Source organism: Candidatus Nitrospira neomarina (assembly GCF_032051675.1).
Lineage (GTDB): Bacteria > Nitrospirota > Nitrospiria > Nitrospirales > UBA8639 > Nitrospira_E > Nitrospira_E neomarina.
The window spans coordinates 2,251,572-2,266,711 of record NZ_CP116968.1; the positions used below are offsets into that span (position 1 = coordinate 2,251,572).

The following is a 15,140-nucleotide window of genomic DNA, read 5'->3' on the forward strand; positions in this document are numbered from 1 at the left end:
CAGTCCCAGTATCCAAACTAATCTTCACAGGTTCGGCATTGTTCAAAGCCTCAGATCATAAAAACGAAAGTTCTGAACAGCAAAATATCTGAAGCAATCTTGAACGCTTTTCAATAGAATCACCGTAAGAGCCATCCCCTTCGCCGAATTATACAAAAGAACATACATAGTTAATAGACTTCAAATCCTAACTTAAACAAATCCCCAAGATGATATTGTCGAATATTGGCAGTCGGAGGCACCAATAGTGAATTACATTTGTTGGTGGCTTCCTCTGATAATGGGATAAATCCCCATTGAAGGTCAAACTAATCTTTATGTTCGATTTAAAAATTCCTTCCAAGACAAAATCCCATGGAAGGACCCATTACCAGAACTGGCTTAAAGGGAGTACCAGAAAGATCTTATAAATTGGTCCATTCCCTTCACCGAGTACCAGGCCCACTCTTTCATCAGAACAGGCATTTCACATTTTAGCCACATTTATTCCAATCAATTTCATTGAGGGCCTGGTATCGACGAGATCAAAGACAATAGAGCCAATGGGGGGAACCAGAGGATTTTTAACTCACCTCACGCATCCCGAAAACCATGCTCTGGCTAAGAAAACCAATCTCATAGCCACCAGGCTCTTCAGGCTAAACCACGGAGGTCTGCGAAATCATGAACCAAGGCATATTCCGCTTTCATGCAAACGGACGTTCAAGGGGAGCCCGCCCAAAGTAATTCGCGCTCAAAAAATCGACGATCCAACGATGCTCAAAAAAGTGTGCCATTTTCCTTTAAAAAAAAGCGCACAAGAAACTTACATCACACCTCAATGGAAGATTACAAACTCTCCAGGGTCGTCCTGGCTTCCTCCGCTCCTGGAAAAGTTGGACTCATCTTTAAAGCAAACTCCAACGTCTTTTTGGCATTATTGGGCTCCCCCTTTTTAAGAAGGGCCATGCCCAAATGATACCGAACCACCGGGTTTTCCGGCAGTTTTTCAACCGCTTCCCCTAGGAGGGAAACCGCCTTAATATGGGCATTCTTTTTATAATAAATCCATCCCAAGGTATCCGCGATATGGGGATTACCGCCTTGCTGGGAGAAGGCATCTTCTGCATGCGCTAACGCCTCATCTAAATTGCCCCCATTTTCTGCCATGAGCCAAGCCAAATTATTGGCAGCCGGCGCAAATTTGGGTGAAATCTCCAACGTCTTCCGATAGTACCGTTGGGCCTTCTCGACTTCATTACGTTGTTCAGCCATTATCCCAAGGATCATATGTGCAAAAGCCGCCTTGGGGTTTTTGTCCAACAGACGTTCATATTCCATGACCGCCTCATCAACCCGATTCATTCGATGGTATAATTCGGCCAGGTTCATATAAGAATCTTGCAACTGATCGTTCAAATCCAGCGCTTGCTTAAACGCCTTCTCCGCTTGATCAATCTGCTTCGCCTGCATCCAGAGGCGTCCTAATAAATTATAGAAATACGGGTTTTTAGAAGACCGTTCAATTTGTTGTTGCACCCGTTCTCTAGCTTGCGGTGCTTCTCCCATCGACAGTCGGATATTGGCAATGTGACTCAAAGCTTGCACAAAATCGGGATTGTACTTAAGGGCTTCCTCAAAATGGTCGATGGCTTCTTGGACTTTCTTATCCTGTTGGTCAATGAGGCCTAATTGAAAATGGGCGATCGCATCTTGAGGGATTTGGTCAATGATCGCTTGATACACATTTTTCGCCGATGAAAAGTCTTTTTCACCAAAGTAGGCCTGTCCCAGGATATGGACGGCTTGGACATCACGAGGATTGAGACGAATGGCCATTTGTGCTTCCTCAATGGCCATTTTGTATGATCGCTCAGCCATACGGGCCACCGCCAAGGCCTTTCGCACCTCTCGATCTTGTGGAGCTAATTTCTTGGCTTCTGTGAATTCTTGAATCGCTTGGACCGTCTCATTTTTTTGCGCAAACGCTGATCCCAAATACTGATGGGCCATTGCCTGGTTGGGCTCATCCTTAATAATTGCTTGAAATAAGGGAATGGCTTCATCCACGTTTCCACGCCCCAGTATTAGTCTGGCTTCAAAAATCTTAGTCACAATGCTCTTCGATTTGGCTTCTAACAGCGGCTTCATAAGTTTTTCGACATCATCCCATTGTCGGTTATCCAGATAGAAATTGATCAGCGAATTTCTAGCCGGATCAGATTTGGGGTTCAACTCCACCCCCTTTTGAAAATGTGCTGACGCTTTCGCACCATCCCCAATAAACGTATAGAATTCACCCAAAAACATTTGGGGTACTTCACTCGCGGGTTTGCGTGTGGCGAGCCGTTGATAGATCTCTTCCGTTTCTTTCCATTTTTGGTTAGTTTGATAATAACCTGCAATTTTCACGTAGTAATCATAATTCTCTGGATCTAACGCCAGGACTTCCTGAAAAAGGGCTTCGGCTTCGGTATTTTTTCCTTGCAGCGAGTAGAATTCGCCCTTGGCCAGAATAAGCGTGGGCGAATTTGCCTTCTTGGTTAATCCTTTGTCCAGAACGTCCTCAGCTTCCTCGGGTTTTTCAAGGATCAGATAGGCACGCGCCAGATCGACGTATACCTGCTCATTGTCGGGATCAAGTTCCAAAGATTTTTTGAGTTCTTCAATGCCCTTCTCGAAGTCCCTTTCCATAATCAAACTTCGGCCTTGTAGCAGATGGCCTTTGGGATCGTTTGGGGAGGAAACCAACACGACTTCCGCATGTTGTTTCGCCTTTTGGGGTTGTTGGGAAAGCAGATACAATTCACCGAGTTTAAGTTGGGCATCCTGTATGGATGGATCCAACTCGACAGCTTTGGTAAGTTCCCCAAACGCCGACTGAAGATCAGGCATTCCACCCAATTTGAGGTGAATCAAAGCCATTTGATGATAGGCCTTAGCATCCTTCGGATCGAGGTGGACGACATTCTTCAATTCGATGAGTGCTTCTTGATATTTTTGCTCCTCAAAATAAGCTTTTCCCCGCTCCTGATGTCTAGCCTTTTTTTCCTCGTCCGATAACTGGGTACAGTTGGCGATATTGACGAGCAAAAATGGAAGAACCACACAGCACAAAAATGCCATTCTGGTTTTATGTCTCATACGAATCCCTAACTTACAGTCGTTCACTCGTTCCCATTCTTCAGTATTTCCCCCTCTATTATTAAACGGTATCAGACAAAATTAATTAGGTAAACCATTGTAATTTTAGGCAAAATCATTTTACTTAGAATGATTTCTGCACATAGCTTCGACCTGAAACCTTATGACAGGTCCTGGTTGATGCAAATGAACCCTTATGCCTACAAGTAAAGGAGCCTCTCCATATCTAGTCCAAACCTGGAAAGGTTCGCATGGAGGTGGGGTATACTTCCTTGGTGTCCCTGCCCCGCCGTCCCCTGAGCTGCTGTATTACCCATTGGAGTTATTGATCAATCAGATTAGGTTTTATTTTACTATCAAATCACTTAGATGGGGTGGGAATCTCAATAAAAAAGACGTAGGCTGGGAGTTGGAACAATTATGAAATTAACTGGATGCCTCATTAGAGTTATTGATTCCAGCGGTTGCCTATATTTTAATTACTAAACTTTGATAGCGAGGGATAAAAAGGACATAAACCGTTCTTAGGTAAAATATTAAGTAAAATTATTGAAATTGTCGGCCTAGCATCAAGTCAATGACAAAGGAGGGGGGTGTAATTTAATTTATGAACGCTAAACGATTCCTCACAACGTTATTAGGTGTGGCTTTAGTGTTTGGTATGGCCGGGCAGGCGCAGGCGGTCTCCATGCCATTTGACGTTTATGGCGGCCTCAGCGGCGAGGGTAGTATCGCTGGAACTATGGATATTGATTCCGACGCTGGATTTTTTGGTAACATAAACCCATTGACGTGGACGTTTACGACTGCAGGCGGGTTTGATCCAAATGGAAACCCAATAAATAGCTTTGCATACAATCCTGGCACAGCCAGCTTAAGTTTCAATTCGGCGTTTGGAACGCTCATTTTGACTGACTTTAGCACGGGCCGATCACTGACATTTTCGGGGTATAACCCCCTGCTGAATCAACCAGGGCCTTACAATATTGGACTAATAACGGAAACATACATGTACGCTAACTCTTTTCAATTATTTAGCCGAACTATCACGCATGATAGATTGGCTGCACGAACCGGATCGGGGACCGCTACTGTCCCTGAACCCGCTAGCGTTCTTCTTTTCGGCTCAGGGTTAGCTTCACTGGGGGCTTTGCGATATCGAAAAGGCAAGAAAGCCTGATCAAGGAGAAATTTATAGGTTTTTCAAAAAGCCTGGCTCCACCCGGAGTCAGGCTTTTTATTGGTGTGAAGTCTGGAAGAGCGTAGTTTTTGACCCTGAGAGGAACAAGTTGAAAGAAAAGAGACACCCATAGGGACAGGGAAAATCTTTCTACATTTTCCACTACTCTTCACTCTAGTTATGTGTGAGGGCCGGGACGATGCAATCAGAGCATTTGGGATGAGAGAGGAGATCACATTATGTGGAAACGGCTATCGGTTTGCACGGTCCAATTGTTCATCAATTGCTGTGCCTATAACCTCCAGCCCGTGAGATTGCTCTGGCTTGATGAAGGCAAAGTATCGGACAAATTTATAGATCTAATCACACTCAAATTAGCAATGTCCAATCGCCTTTTGCGCATGAATTGGGATGCTATGCCTGAAAAACTTTACCACCTTCTTCACTCTTCAACCCGGTGAACCTTGTTTTCTTGTTTTGGCGGTGATTCAAGGATCTGCTGACGCAGACCAAATATATCCCACCTAATATTGTGATTTACAATTATTGCATCAGAGAGAGCAGCATCTTTTCCTTCTCAATACAAACCTATTGATCTTGTCATGCATGGTTGTGAGTAACCATAAGTCCATCTGTAATCAGGAGCAAAACCATGACCAGCCATTCACAAACTATTCCATAAGATTCACCAATTGTTCACCCCTACTCCCAATGTGCACACCTCTCCCCCGCCAACTTGGGGAATGGGCCCCTCTCGCTCCCCACGAGTAGTAAATGTTTTTCTCCCTTCAAGCCCCTACTTCAGTTTGCAGCAACACACAAAAGCCCATCCCCTGAGAAATCAGGCCGGTAGACCAGGCCTTTTATCTCTTTTGCTAGGGTATGCTGTCAAAACTACTCATTTGCCGGACAACTTGCCCAATAAATTTATCCCAGCAACGGTTACGCTTTCGGGGAAGAGTTCGTGGCTTGAAGGAAAGACGTGTGTTGGAGAAAGTCCTCTATAACGTTCACGGCCTCCGCCGAGGAATAGCTGTAATCGGCTGCGATCGCGATGACGGCCCCTTCCGTCGCCCCTCCAAAAATATACGCTGTGGCATGCAGGAGTTTGGCCATATAGGCATTGGAAGTCATATGACCACCCAACCAATACCAACTCCACACAAGACGAGGGGCCACCTCGGACCGAAGATGACTCTCCTTCACTGTTAGAGGGAAATTCTCCACAAGGGTCTCTCTGCGACTCTCGGATACCAGCTCCCAGCGGTCCCCATCTATGAGCGAATTGGTCTGACTGACCAATTCCCTCCCCTGCTGCTGCTGGAAATACACGGCCAGGAACAGATGAACCTGCCGGTGCCCATCGGTGTAAGTCCTGGTCAGAACGGTGTCGGCTCCCTCAAAGTGTGGAGTCCAATTGCCAGCATAGTCCGACAGGGTGTGCCAGGGGGAGGAGACCACCAGGGAGAACGGAGAGGGACCCAACGACGTCGGAGGAGAAGGGGATAATGCCATCACACAAAGAGGCGCCAGGGCCACCACACCCACTCCACACCCCGCTGTCTTAGCCATCCGTGCGAACGATCTTCTCTGAGTGCTCCGACGAAACCACTCTCCTTGAGAAGGAAGGTCTGCCTCCCCGACGGATGACGCACGCACCTTTTCCTCCAAGAGAGAAGGCTCAGGTTCTCGCATCGCCAAACCTACCCAAAAGAGTAGGAACATGACTACACTAAAAAACACCCACCCATACAGAATATGATCCGCGCTCGCCGCCAGTTCGTGATCCACGAGATACCCTAAGAGCGTAATGCCGTATGCGCGCATCCCGTTGGCCAGAATAAGGGCTAGAACCGCGAACAGAACAAATACCACGCGCCTCGTCCAACTCCGATAAACAACGCCCGCAAAAAACACACCCATCGTGGCGCCGGAAATAAGATACCGGACCCCCGCACAAGCTTCGGCCACGTGCCACCTGCCTGATGGCGTCGTAATGTAACGTCCTTCCCAGAAGACCGGTATGCCCGACACCTGAAGCGCGTTGACGGTAAAGAAGGCAGTAAAGTCTTGCAGGGGCGGAACCAGATCCGCCCCAACGGGGACGGCGAAGAAAAGAAACGCCAAAGGGAAAAGCAATACCTTGGTTATCTTAGTACCAGCCAGGGCCCAAACCATGCCGGCGACCATAGTAACCCACGCGAATTGTTGGACTACTACCACCGAGGTCAGGTGACCCAGAAGCCACACCCCGGCGGACCCGCCAAGCAGCAACAGAGCCCACGAGTTCGGCCTGGGCACCAGAGTAGCCAGACGATGCCGCTCCCGCCATACGAGATACCCACTCAAGGGGAGAATCAGAAACCCATGGCCATACGTGTCCGAGCGAGACCACGTTTCGACCAGAGAAAAGGCCGTTTGGAAATAGAGGCCAAGCAGCGCGGCCCACCCAATGAGGAGATGACCCAGAACCTTCGCCCACTCGGATGAGCGAAAACGACCGGTGGGCACAGGAGAATAGGGAGTGCTATCGGTCTGCATCCGAACACCTTCCTACGAATTCCGGGCGATGGGTGGGAGTAGGAGCTTTTGTTGTGATGAGTAGGGTCATTCTACGGGATAAAGGTGGGTTTTTCCAATTGGATCCCGCAGGCAGGATGCTTACCTCATTCAGATAGAGAAGTGCGAAAAACTGAGTGGTTATTTTATCCGCCCGCTCGCCACCGCCACACTCCAATTCATATTTGAAAAGTTGCGCCAAATAATAGCATCGTGAAAAATCCGGGAATGAGTGCGACCACTTCGCCGAAATGAACAGGCCATGCGAAGGTGCGGTTGCTTTCGCCGTTGATCCGAAATTCCCTCTTCTGATTGGCGGTTCATCAGTCCATCAGCTTCAACTCCTGGAAGTTGGGCAAAATTGCCGTCTTTCAATCAGATGACGCCTTGATCATCAGCGTACACCAAAAGAACGGTTGGTCCCCCTGGAAATCCATCGGCATCAAACAGGCAGAAATCAAATAGATTCACGGAAGCGGCCGGCCAAATCTTGATCCCGATCAATACAACCAACAACAAGCTGAGCGAAATGAGAATTCACTTTGACCTTTTCCTGCACGTGCATTTTTCTACCCAATAAGATCCCCCGCAGCTCTATTCAAGCCAAGTAGTCACCACCATGCTACTCTTTACAACTTAATTTTCGTCTAAAGATGTGCTGAATTACCCGATCATCTGTCTCACGGTATCAACCTTCACATGGCTGGAATCTGGGTCATTTCCTGTAGGTATTAAAAGTTTTCCATTTTCTTCTGAAAAGGAATAGACAGGTGAAGTGGTCTAATAATCGTGGACACCCGTTTAGGTGGTAAACTCCAACCCAAAACGAGGTGAACGATGGGACGGATCCGACGCAGTTCTACCACAGCATTCAAAGCCGATGCGGTAAGGCTCGTTCGGCAGCAAGCCTATACCGTGGCCCAAGCCTGTCAGGCCTTGGACCTCGGCGAAACGGTCTTGCGCCGTTGGCTGCTGCAGTATGAGGGTAAACTCAGAGGGCAGACGCCCCAGGGTAAAGGCGCTGACATTGCAGCAACAACGCTTCCAAGCTTTGGAGGCCCAGGTTAAGGGTCTGGAAATGGAGAAAGCCATTTTAAAAAAAAAGCGGCCACACTCCTGGCGGAAGCCGCACCGCTCGGTATGGGCTGATGAAACAACTCGAGGGGGACTATCCACTCACGGTCTTATGCCGAGTATTGGCCATGCCCCGAAGTGGGTACTATGCCTGGCGGAAACGACCGGCACGAGAGCTAGCAGAGCACTGGCAGCAGCAAACATGTGAGTGCTATAGACAGATTCGAGGGGCGGCTGGTTCAAGAACGATTGTGAAAACGTTGGGGATGAGTCCATGGGGCGCGCGCCAACTCATGCAGGCCTGCCAGCTAGTGAGTAAACAAGCGGGGAAACCAAAATATCGGACCGCACGGAATGAGGCCACGGTAACTTCCAATCAGCTCGATCGCGCCTTTCAGCCGACGGCCCCGAATCGAGTGTGGTGCGGAGACATCACCTATGTGCGGATGGCTGGACAGTGGACCTATCTCGCCGTCGCGTCGGATCTCTACGCTCGCCAGGTTGTGGGATGGAGTCTCTCTACGACTCCAGATGTGGCCTTAATCACACAAGCCATGCGACGGGCCGTGGAGACACGGTGCCAAAAGCCCGAACTGCTTTTCCACTCTGATCAAGTGGGACAATATCGAAGTGACCGCTATCGCGCGTTCTTGACGCAAGCCCACATGACCCAAGTATGAGTCCCAAAGAAAATTGCTGGGACAATGCCCCAATAGAACGGTTATTCCGGAGTCCCAAGACCGAGTGGATACCTGAGGAGGGTTATCAGAAGTTTCAACAAGGGCAGCAAGATATTGGCACCTATCTGATGGACTATTACAACCAGGTACGACTCCATAGTTATAAGAACTACAGCGCGCCAGCCGTCCAAGAAGCACGCTGGGCACCACCAAACTTGGTGTCTACAAATACTCGACCACTACAAGGTGCTATTTTGGCTAATGGGATTGGGATTTGTGAGAGGAGGAGATGGGTGAGGGGTACCCAAATAAAAGGAGTTGCTAGCGTTTATGCAGGTAGGAAAAGAAATTACTTGATGCGTCAAGCAATTTTAAACTCTTTCCAAAGTGATTAGGAAACCGTTGAGCTATCCGACTGACCGACTGAGCTCGGGGGCCAAAAGTCTAATGTGCAGAAGCCTTGGCTTTCATCTACAATCCTGGAAGACCTTACATATTCCAGAATGTCCAAGTCGTACACAGCAGACGTGAAAAAGTACCGTTTTCATATGGTGAGAACAAGAGGACCCAGCGGATTCTTTGGCCTGACATGAAACCGATCTCCAATCCCCAAAATCCTTTTTCTCCGGAAGTCCGCGAGCGCCTGGAACCGCCCGCACCCGTGACCCCGGACATCTACGAAGAAACGGTGAAGACCGTCCTCAGCCACAATACCAGCCCCGACCTCCCCTTTCGATGGAGCGTGAATCCCTATCGAGGGTGCTTTCATGCTTGCGCCTATTGCTATGCCCGTCCCACCCACGAATACTGGGGATTTGGATCTGGAACGGACTTCGAATCCAAGCTGGTCGTTAAGGTCAATGCTCCTGCTAAACTTCAGGAATCATTGTTCAAACGATCCTGGCAAGGAGAATTGATTGTTTTTTCCGGCAATACCGATCCCTATCAACCCCTGGAAGCCACCTATAAACTGACCAGATCCTGTTTACAAGTCTGTGCAGAATTTCATAATCCGGTTGGACTCATCTCCAAATCCGCCCTTATCGTGCGAGACATTGATGTATTGCAAGAGCTGCGTCACAAAGCATGGGTGCGCGTCTTTTTGAGTATTCCGTTTGCCTCAGATGACATTGCCCGGAAAGTTGAACCGCAAGCCCCCTCAATTACAAAACGGTTTGAGACCTTAGAACAGTTGTCCAAAGCCGGCATTTCAACCGCGGTCTCGATTGCCCCCGTCATTCCTGGATTAAATGAACACGACATTCCACAGATTTTATCGCGAGCGCGCGATGCCGGAGCCCAACATGCTGCCTATATCCTGCTGCGTCTCAACGATAACGTGGAACAGGTATTTATTGAACGGATGACGCATCATTTTCCCGATCGAATCCAGAAAATCCTCGCCCACCTCAAAGAAGTTCGAGGAGGACAAGTTGGGGATCGAACGTTTTTCAAACGCCATGTGGGCGAGGGAAAAACATGGAATGTCATCGAGCAACTATTCGACACGGCTTCAAGGAAATATGGATTTCAGGACATTCCCGATACACCTATTCCTGCTACTTTTCGACGGCCAGGACCCACGCAACTCTCTCTGTGGGAGCTCTGAAAAGCTCACCAGCGGCGTTCTCGCCCCTTGGCCTGGCTCTCGTACTCTTCCGTACGTTCCGCCAAACCAAGAAGCTACGGCCTTGCTGGAGGAACCTTCTTTGAATACTCTCGAATTTTTTCATATGGCTTTAGATCAAACGCATGTGGATCTAAATAGGAATGCTATTTCAATTTTTTCACAGATTCTTCGTTAGAGGATCCTCCCTCAAATACCCCAACCGGACACACGCAGTTTGGCAAGACCCTGAGTCCTTCAGTACAATCCATCTCTGACAATTCTTCTTGCTCATTCAGAACCAAAGGACACACCCTATCTCATGATTCTTTCTTTTCGGCCCTCACATGTCTTGCGGTACCTGCCCCTTACCCTGTTCATCATTACCCTCATCGGGTGCAGCGAAGACAAAACGCCCTGGCAACACCACACTGACCAAGGCACGACCATGATGGAACAGGGAAAGTTTCTGGAAGCTGAACAGGAACTGAAGGCTGCGCTTGAACTGGCCGAACGGTTCGAAGGCCAGGATCCTCGTTACATCCAGTCCATCACCAATCTGGCGATTCTGCACAATGCGAAAGGAGAGCCCGAACAGGCTGAAACCCTCCTTCTGAAAGCTGTGGCCATTCATGAAGAAGGATCAAACCCTCAGACAGCCGAGTTAGCAGCAAGCCTCAGTAATCTTGGCGCGCTGTATGTTACCCAACAGAAGTTTGACCAGGCTCAAGCCTCATTTGAACGAGCCTTGGCGGTTCGGGAACAAGCACTGGGTCCTGATAACCCTGAGGTCATTCGTGACCTGGAAAATCTCGCAGCACTGTTTGTCCGGCAAGCCCGCTATGCCCAGGCGGAACCCTATCTGAAACGGGTTCTCGACAGCCGGGAAAGAACCACAGGACCGGAAGCACCAGAACTCATTGAACCACTCAATAATCTCGCGCTCCTCCATCGAGCCCAGGAACAGTATGACCAGGCAGAGGCCTTATTACTCCGGGCTTTAGCCATCAAAGAGAAGCAAATTGGCCCCACCAATCCCCATCTCCTCGGCAGCTTGAACAACCTGGCGCTTCTCTATAGTACGGCTAAGCAATTTTCACAAGCGACCCCTGTGTTGGAACGAATGCTGACTATTAGCGAAGAAGGGTATGGCAAGGACCATCCCCGGGTGGCCATCATCCTTAATCAATTGGGAGAAATCCACAGGCTACAGGACCAACCTGAGCAAGCCATCCCCTTAATCCAACGCGCCATTGCCATTATTGAACAGGCAGAAGGGCCCGAACATTCAAGCTTGAGCGGCCCTCTCAATAATTTAGCGTTACTGTATGTCACCACAGGACAATATGATAAAGCCGATCCCTTGTTTCAACGAACCATCACTCTCACGGAGCAGACCATGGGGAAAGATCATTTTCGGGTGGAACGAGCGCTTAGAAATTACGCCACCCTATTGCGAAAAATAGGTCGAACCGAGGACGCCGTCACGCAGGAAACGAGGGCCAATGCCATTCACGAAAAAAATAATCCTAAACTGACATCTTCTCCGGGGTAGGAGCTATCCTCGATACATCCGTGGAAGGCATGTTCTCACATCACGGACTCCGGTCCTTGCTTAGACTACCTTCCTACAGTTGTGGCCCAGGTCGCATCGAGATCACGGGCCACACGTTCTCATTCTCCTGACACAAAGCCCAGCTCTGCTAGAACAGGCTAATTCCCTCTACCCATTATCACGTTTACAATCCTCTGTCTAGCCTATAGGCCAGATACTCGCTTGAGCCTATGAGCATCTCGTACTTTGAAACCCGCTACCCTCGCATGGCTGCCGCCAAGCCATCCCGACATCAAGATCCCTTGAGTAATCAGTTAAACCGCCTCGTGTTTTATTTCATGGATAACGTTTCATCGGTCCTCTCTCCTTCATGAGACACCACCTGTCCCTTTGAAACCAATTCGAGTTCGTACGCCTAACCAGGAGAGGCTTACTGTCCAAACTCGATATAAAGGGGTAGACCCGTCTTCCTTTTTCAACGTCCCATCCCAAGTCCTTGAATACTCTCTTTGCTGCGGAAATGTGATCACCGGCATACGGAGATATCTTGAAACTCAATACAGAAACCTCTTCTTTCGCTCAATTACGAGATTGTCCAGAAATTCACTTCCCATTGCTTGTGAAAGAGAAGGATCGCTCAACATTCTTTCATTTAAGCTGAACGTGTAAAAAACCGATCTGAACCTAGAGAGGACAAACTTGCCGTAGTCGAGGACGTCCATCAGTTCCCTGGCATTGCCGGATAATGGGGTGGAAGTCGTTGCTTTGGCCAAAATCAATCCTTCCACATTTCATGAAACATGTTACTTCCCCCATTCGTCAGAAACGAAAACCGTTGTAACGCTTTTCGGGGAGTTTGGATCACTTTGGAATAGGCCCGTGGTCAATACCCTTAGGACTTATCATTGAGTACGGGGGATGTTCTCCCCGCTGCAAGGAAAAATGAGAAAGGCCGATGACGAGATAGAGGAGGATGACTTACGGTGAGCAAAAACCATTTCAATTACTTCGCGAAAATTGGCCTGTTAATTCTGATAGGTGTCTTTGGAGGTTTCCTGATTGCGGAAGCCGGGCTTCGTCTATTGGACATATCCTATCCGGTATTCCACGGGTTTGACCCTGAAAGAGGACGGGTTCTTGAACCGGGAATGGAAGGGTGGTTTCATGGTGAGGGAAACGCCTACATCAAAATTAACTCAGCCGGATTTCGGGATGTCGAACATCCACTTCAAAAGCCAAAAAACACATACCGGATTTTGCTCCTGGGAGACTCCTATACGGAGGCAAGGCAGGTCATGCTGGAAGACACCTTCGGCAGAAAAGTCGAACAACAGCTCCGATCATGTGCGCGATTACTCCCGCACAATGTGGAGATTATTAATTTTGGTGTTCCAGGGTATGGAAATGCTGAAGAATTAATCACCCTACGCTCCCGTGGCTGGGACTATGACCCCGACCTTGTGCTCACCATGTTTTTCAGCGGGAATGATCTCATCGACAATTTTCCCCGGGCGGAGCTCCGCGAACCTGAGTATATCCCTCGTCCGTACTTTCATCTTAATCGAGGAGAATTGAAACTGGTGTACAATTTTCAAGAGTGGTCTCCACCGCTGCTCAAATATCAACTCCTTCTTTGGGGAGTACATCACTTTCGTACTTTGGAATTACTCAACCAAGCCAAGCGGGTGCTGGCGGTACGGCAAATCGGAGTTAGTCAGGAACAGGGCTCTAGCCAGGGAGGACTGGCAGACTTTGTGTATGCCCCACCCCAGACACCGATCCATCGTGAGGCATGGGACATTACCGAGGGCATTTTGAAATTAATGCATCAGGAAGTACTGGAGCATGGAGCAAAGTTTTTTCTGGTCACAACCACAAGTCCTGATCAAATCGACCAGGAAGGTAGGCTATTGTTGCAGGAGCGTCTTGCTACCCAAAAACTAGATTATCCGGAGCAACGACTTCGAGCACTTGGGGAATCCGAAGGCTTTCCCGTGCTCAATCTGCTGTATGATTTTCAGCGGCATGCGAACCAACATCACGTGCATCTTCACGGATTCCCGAATACGAAACTTGGGGCTGGGCATTGGAATGAACAAGGTCACGAATTAGCTGCGCAATTGATTTCCGAACGGATATGTCAGGATCCTTCCATACTATAAAGACATCATGTAGGTCTCACGATACCCTATCGCCGAAATCCAGTGGATAAGGTACTACCAATCATTCGCCACTATCACTCCCAGAGACCTCCTGTTCCCTGTTCCTTATTTGCGGTCGCTTTCGACTGTGCATATGACGGGATTGTCCCAAGAAAGTTCGGTTCGATATATAATCAAAAACATCTTCTATAGCCTCCAGCCCTCCAACATATTTTCGCCTTGAGGAGAAAGGTGAATCTCTCTTGACACTTTTTTCCCAATCACCTATGGTGCCCCTCAACGCATACATCTTCCATTACCTATGGAGCTTCTTCTCCGGATCAGTTCACTTCAGGAAGGATGATGACAAGCTACACTTCGCTCTCCCGCCTGCGTTTCATTACGATTGTTTTCAGTTCGATGGTCCTGGTCGCCTTCACGCAAGGCTGCACGACAAACCTCAAAGCCATTCAAGATTTTGCCAATCTGTCCGCAGAATCTGCTCAGTACACGACCCTGGTTGATGACTACCTGGATTTTCCTCAGCGGCAAAAACGCTATCAACCCCCAAGTCGCCATGCCAATCTTGATGCCATGGCCCAGAACCGTGCCTCACAAAAAACGTCTTTACTCCTCCGCCAATCAATTATCGAGACATACATGCAATCCCTGGGGCGTCTCGCGGCTGATGAAGTGGTTGATAACACCGAAGAACTGGCGCAACTCTCGGCTGCCTTAGAGTCTCAGGCCCCCACCACTCCAAAAGAGGCAGAAGCGTTTAAAAAAATAGCCGGCATCGTGACCACCGTGGCGGTGAAACGATGGCGACAAGATCAACTTCAGAATCTTATCGAACAAGCCAACACGCCTATTCAACAGGTACTCGAATCCTTACACCGCATCGTGTCAGACGGGTTTGGCGGAGATCTCCAAACTGAAGAAGCCGCCATCCAAAATTATTACATGACTCTGACCATGGAATCCCAAGATCCCGCAGGGAAAGCCGCGTTAGCCGAATGGAAAGACCTCAGAATGTCCCAGGTACACGAACGATCTGAAGCTGTTCAGATATACGGGAAAGTTTTGGACCAAATTTCTGATGGGCACCAACGACTTTTTGATCAACGTCAGAATTTGACAAAGAAAGAAGTATTACAACAGGTTGGGAAATCCGTCAAAGACCTTCGGTCATTACTGGAAACCATTAAAAAACTGTAAGCGA

General features: G+C 48.6%; 10 protein-coding genes and 1 pseudogene. 8 read left to right on the forward strand and 3 right to left on the reverse strand.

Features of this window, described 5'->3' with window-relative positions:
• Positions 1–828 precede the first annotated feature (828 nt).
• Complete coding sequence (locus tag PQG83_RS09835; RefSeq protein ID WP_312748921.1) at positions 829–3,123, reverse strand: tetratricopeptide repeat protein; 2,295 nt, start codon at positions 3,121–3,123, stop codon at positions 829–831.
• Between the two features lie 607 nt (positions 3,124–3,730).
• On the opposite strand from PQG83_RS09835, the gene PQG83_RS09840 reads away from it, so the two are divergent.
• Positions 3,731–4,303, forward strand: a complete 573-nt coding sequence (locus tag PQG83_RS09840) for a PEP-CTERM sorting domain-containing protein (protein WP_312748922.1) — start codon at positions 3,731–3,733, stop codon at positions 4,301–4,303.
• Between the two features lie 942 nt (positions 4,304–5,245).
• Here the strand turns inward: PQG83_RS09840 and xrtA are convergent.
• Entirely contained in the window at positions 5,246–6,844 is a 1,599-nt protein-coding gene (xrtA, locus tag PQG83_RS09845) for an exosortase A (RefSeq protein ID WP_312748924.1), read from the reverse strand.
• A 159-nt stretch (positions 6,845–7,003) separates the two neighbouring features.
• Positions 7,004–7,237 (reverse strand): hypothetical protein, encoded by a 234-nt coding sequence (locus PQG83_RS09850; protein ID WP_312748926.1) that lies wholly within the window; start codon positions 7,235–7,237, stop codon positions 7,004–7,006.
• A 462-nt stretch (positions 7,238–7,699) separates the two neighbouring features.
• On the opposite strand from PQG83_RS09850, the gene PQG83_RS09855 reads away from it, so the two are divergent.
• The 7 genes and pseudogenes from PQG83_RS09855 (at position 7,700) to PQG83_RS09880 (ending at position 15,136) form a co-directional block, all read left to right on the forward strand.
• Positions 7,700–7,930 (forward strand): transposase, encoded by a 231-nt coding sequence (locus tag PQG83_RS09855; RefSeq protein WP_312748928.1) that lies wholly within the window; start codon positions 7,700–7,702, stop codon positions 7,928–7,930.
• A 71-nt stretch (positions 7,931–8,001) separates the two neighbouring features.
• Positions 8,002–8,616, forward strand: a pseudogene (locus PQG83_RS09860) (IS3 family transposase); the annotation flags it as partial.
• Positions 8,613–9,011, forward strand: coding sequence for an integrase core domain-containing protein (locus tag PQG83_RS20970; protein ID WP_376753563.1), 399 nt, complete (start codon positions 8,613–8,615; stop codon positions 9,009–9,011). The pseudogene PQG83_RS09860 and the gene PQG83_RS20970, both read left to right, overlap by 4 nt.
• 194 nt (positions 9,012–9,205) lie before the next feature.
• Positions 9,206–10,225, forward strand: coding sequence for a PA0069 family radical SAM protein (locus PQG83_RS09865; RefSeq protein ID WP_312748932.1), 1,020 nt, complete (start codon positions 9,206–9,208; stop codon positions 10,223–10,225).
• Between the two features lie 319 nt (positions 10,226–10,544).
• Positions 10,545–11,777 carry a tetratricopeptide repeat protein gene (locus PQG83_RS09870; RefSeq protein WP_312748933.1) on the forward strand — a complete coding sequence of 411 codons (1,233 nt, stop codon included), beginning with the start codon at positions 10,545–10,547 and terminating at the stop codon, positions 11,775–11,777.
• A gap of 983 nt (positions 11,778–12,760) precedes the next feature.
• On the forward strand, positions 12,761–13,939 hold the full coding sequence (locus tag PQG83_RS09875) for an SGNH/GDSL hydrolase family protein (protein ID WP_312748935.1): 1,179 nt from the start codon (positions 12,761–12,763) through the stop codon (positions 13,937–13,939).
• Positions 13,940–14,278: 339 nt separating this feature from the next.
• Complete coding sequence (locus PQG83_RS09880) at positions 14,279–15,136, forward strand: hypothetical protein (protein WP_312748937.1); 858 nt, start codon at positions 14,279–14,281, stop codon at positions 15,134–15,136.
• Positions 15,137–15,140 lie beyond the last annotated feature (4 nt).

Coding starts and splice junctions, on each gene's coding strand:
- PQG83_RS20970 (WP_376753563.1), top strand. CDS start 8,613: ATGAGTCCCAAAGAAAATTGCTGGGACAATGCCCCAATAGAACGGTTA.
- PQG83_RS09840 (WP_312748922.1), top strand. CDS start 3,731: ATGAACGCTAAACGATTCCTCACAACGTTATTAGGTGTGGCTTTAGTG.
- PQG83_RS09865 (WP_312748932.1), top strand. CDS start 9,206: ATGAAACCGATCTCCAATCCCCAAAATCCTTTTTCTCCGGAAGTCCGC.
- PQG83_RS09880 (WP_312748937.1), top strand. CDS start 14,279: ATGATGACAAGCTACACTTCGCTCTCCCGCCTGCGTTTCATTACGATT.
- PQG83_RS09855 (WP_312748928.1), top strand. CDS start 7,700: ATGGGACGGATCCGACGCAGTTCTACCACAGCATTCAAAGCCGATGCG.
- PQG83_RS09835 (WP_312748921.1), bottom strand. CDS start 3,123: ATGAGACATAAAACCAGAATGGCATTTTTGTGCTGTGTGGTTCTTCCA.
- PQG83_RS09870 (WP_312748933.1), top strand. CDS start 10,545: ATGATTCTTTCTTTTCGGCCCTCACATGTCTTGCGGTACCTGCCCCTT.
- xrtA (WP_312748924.1), bottom strand. CDS start 6,844: ATGCAGACCGATAGCACTCCCTATTCTCCTGTGCCCACCGGTCGTTTT.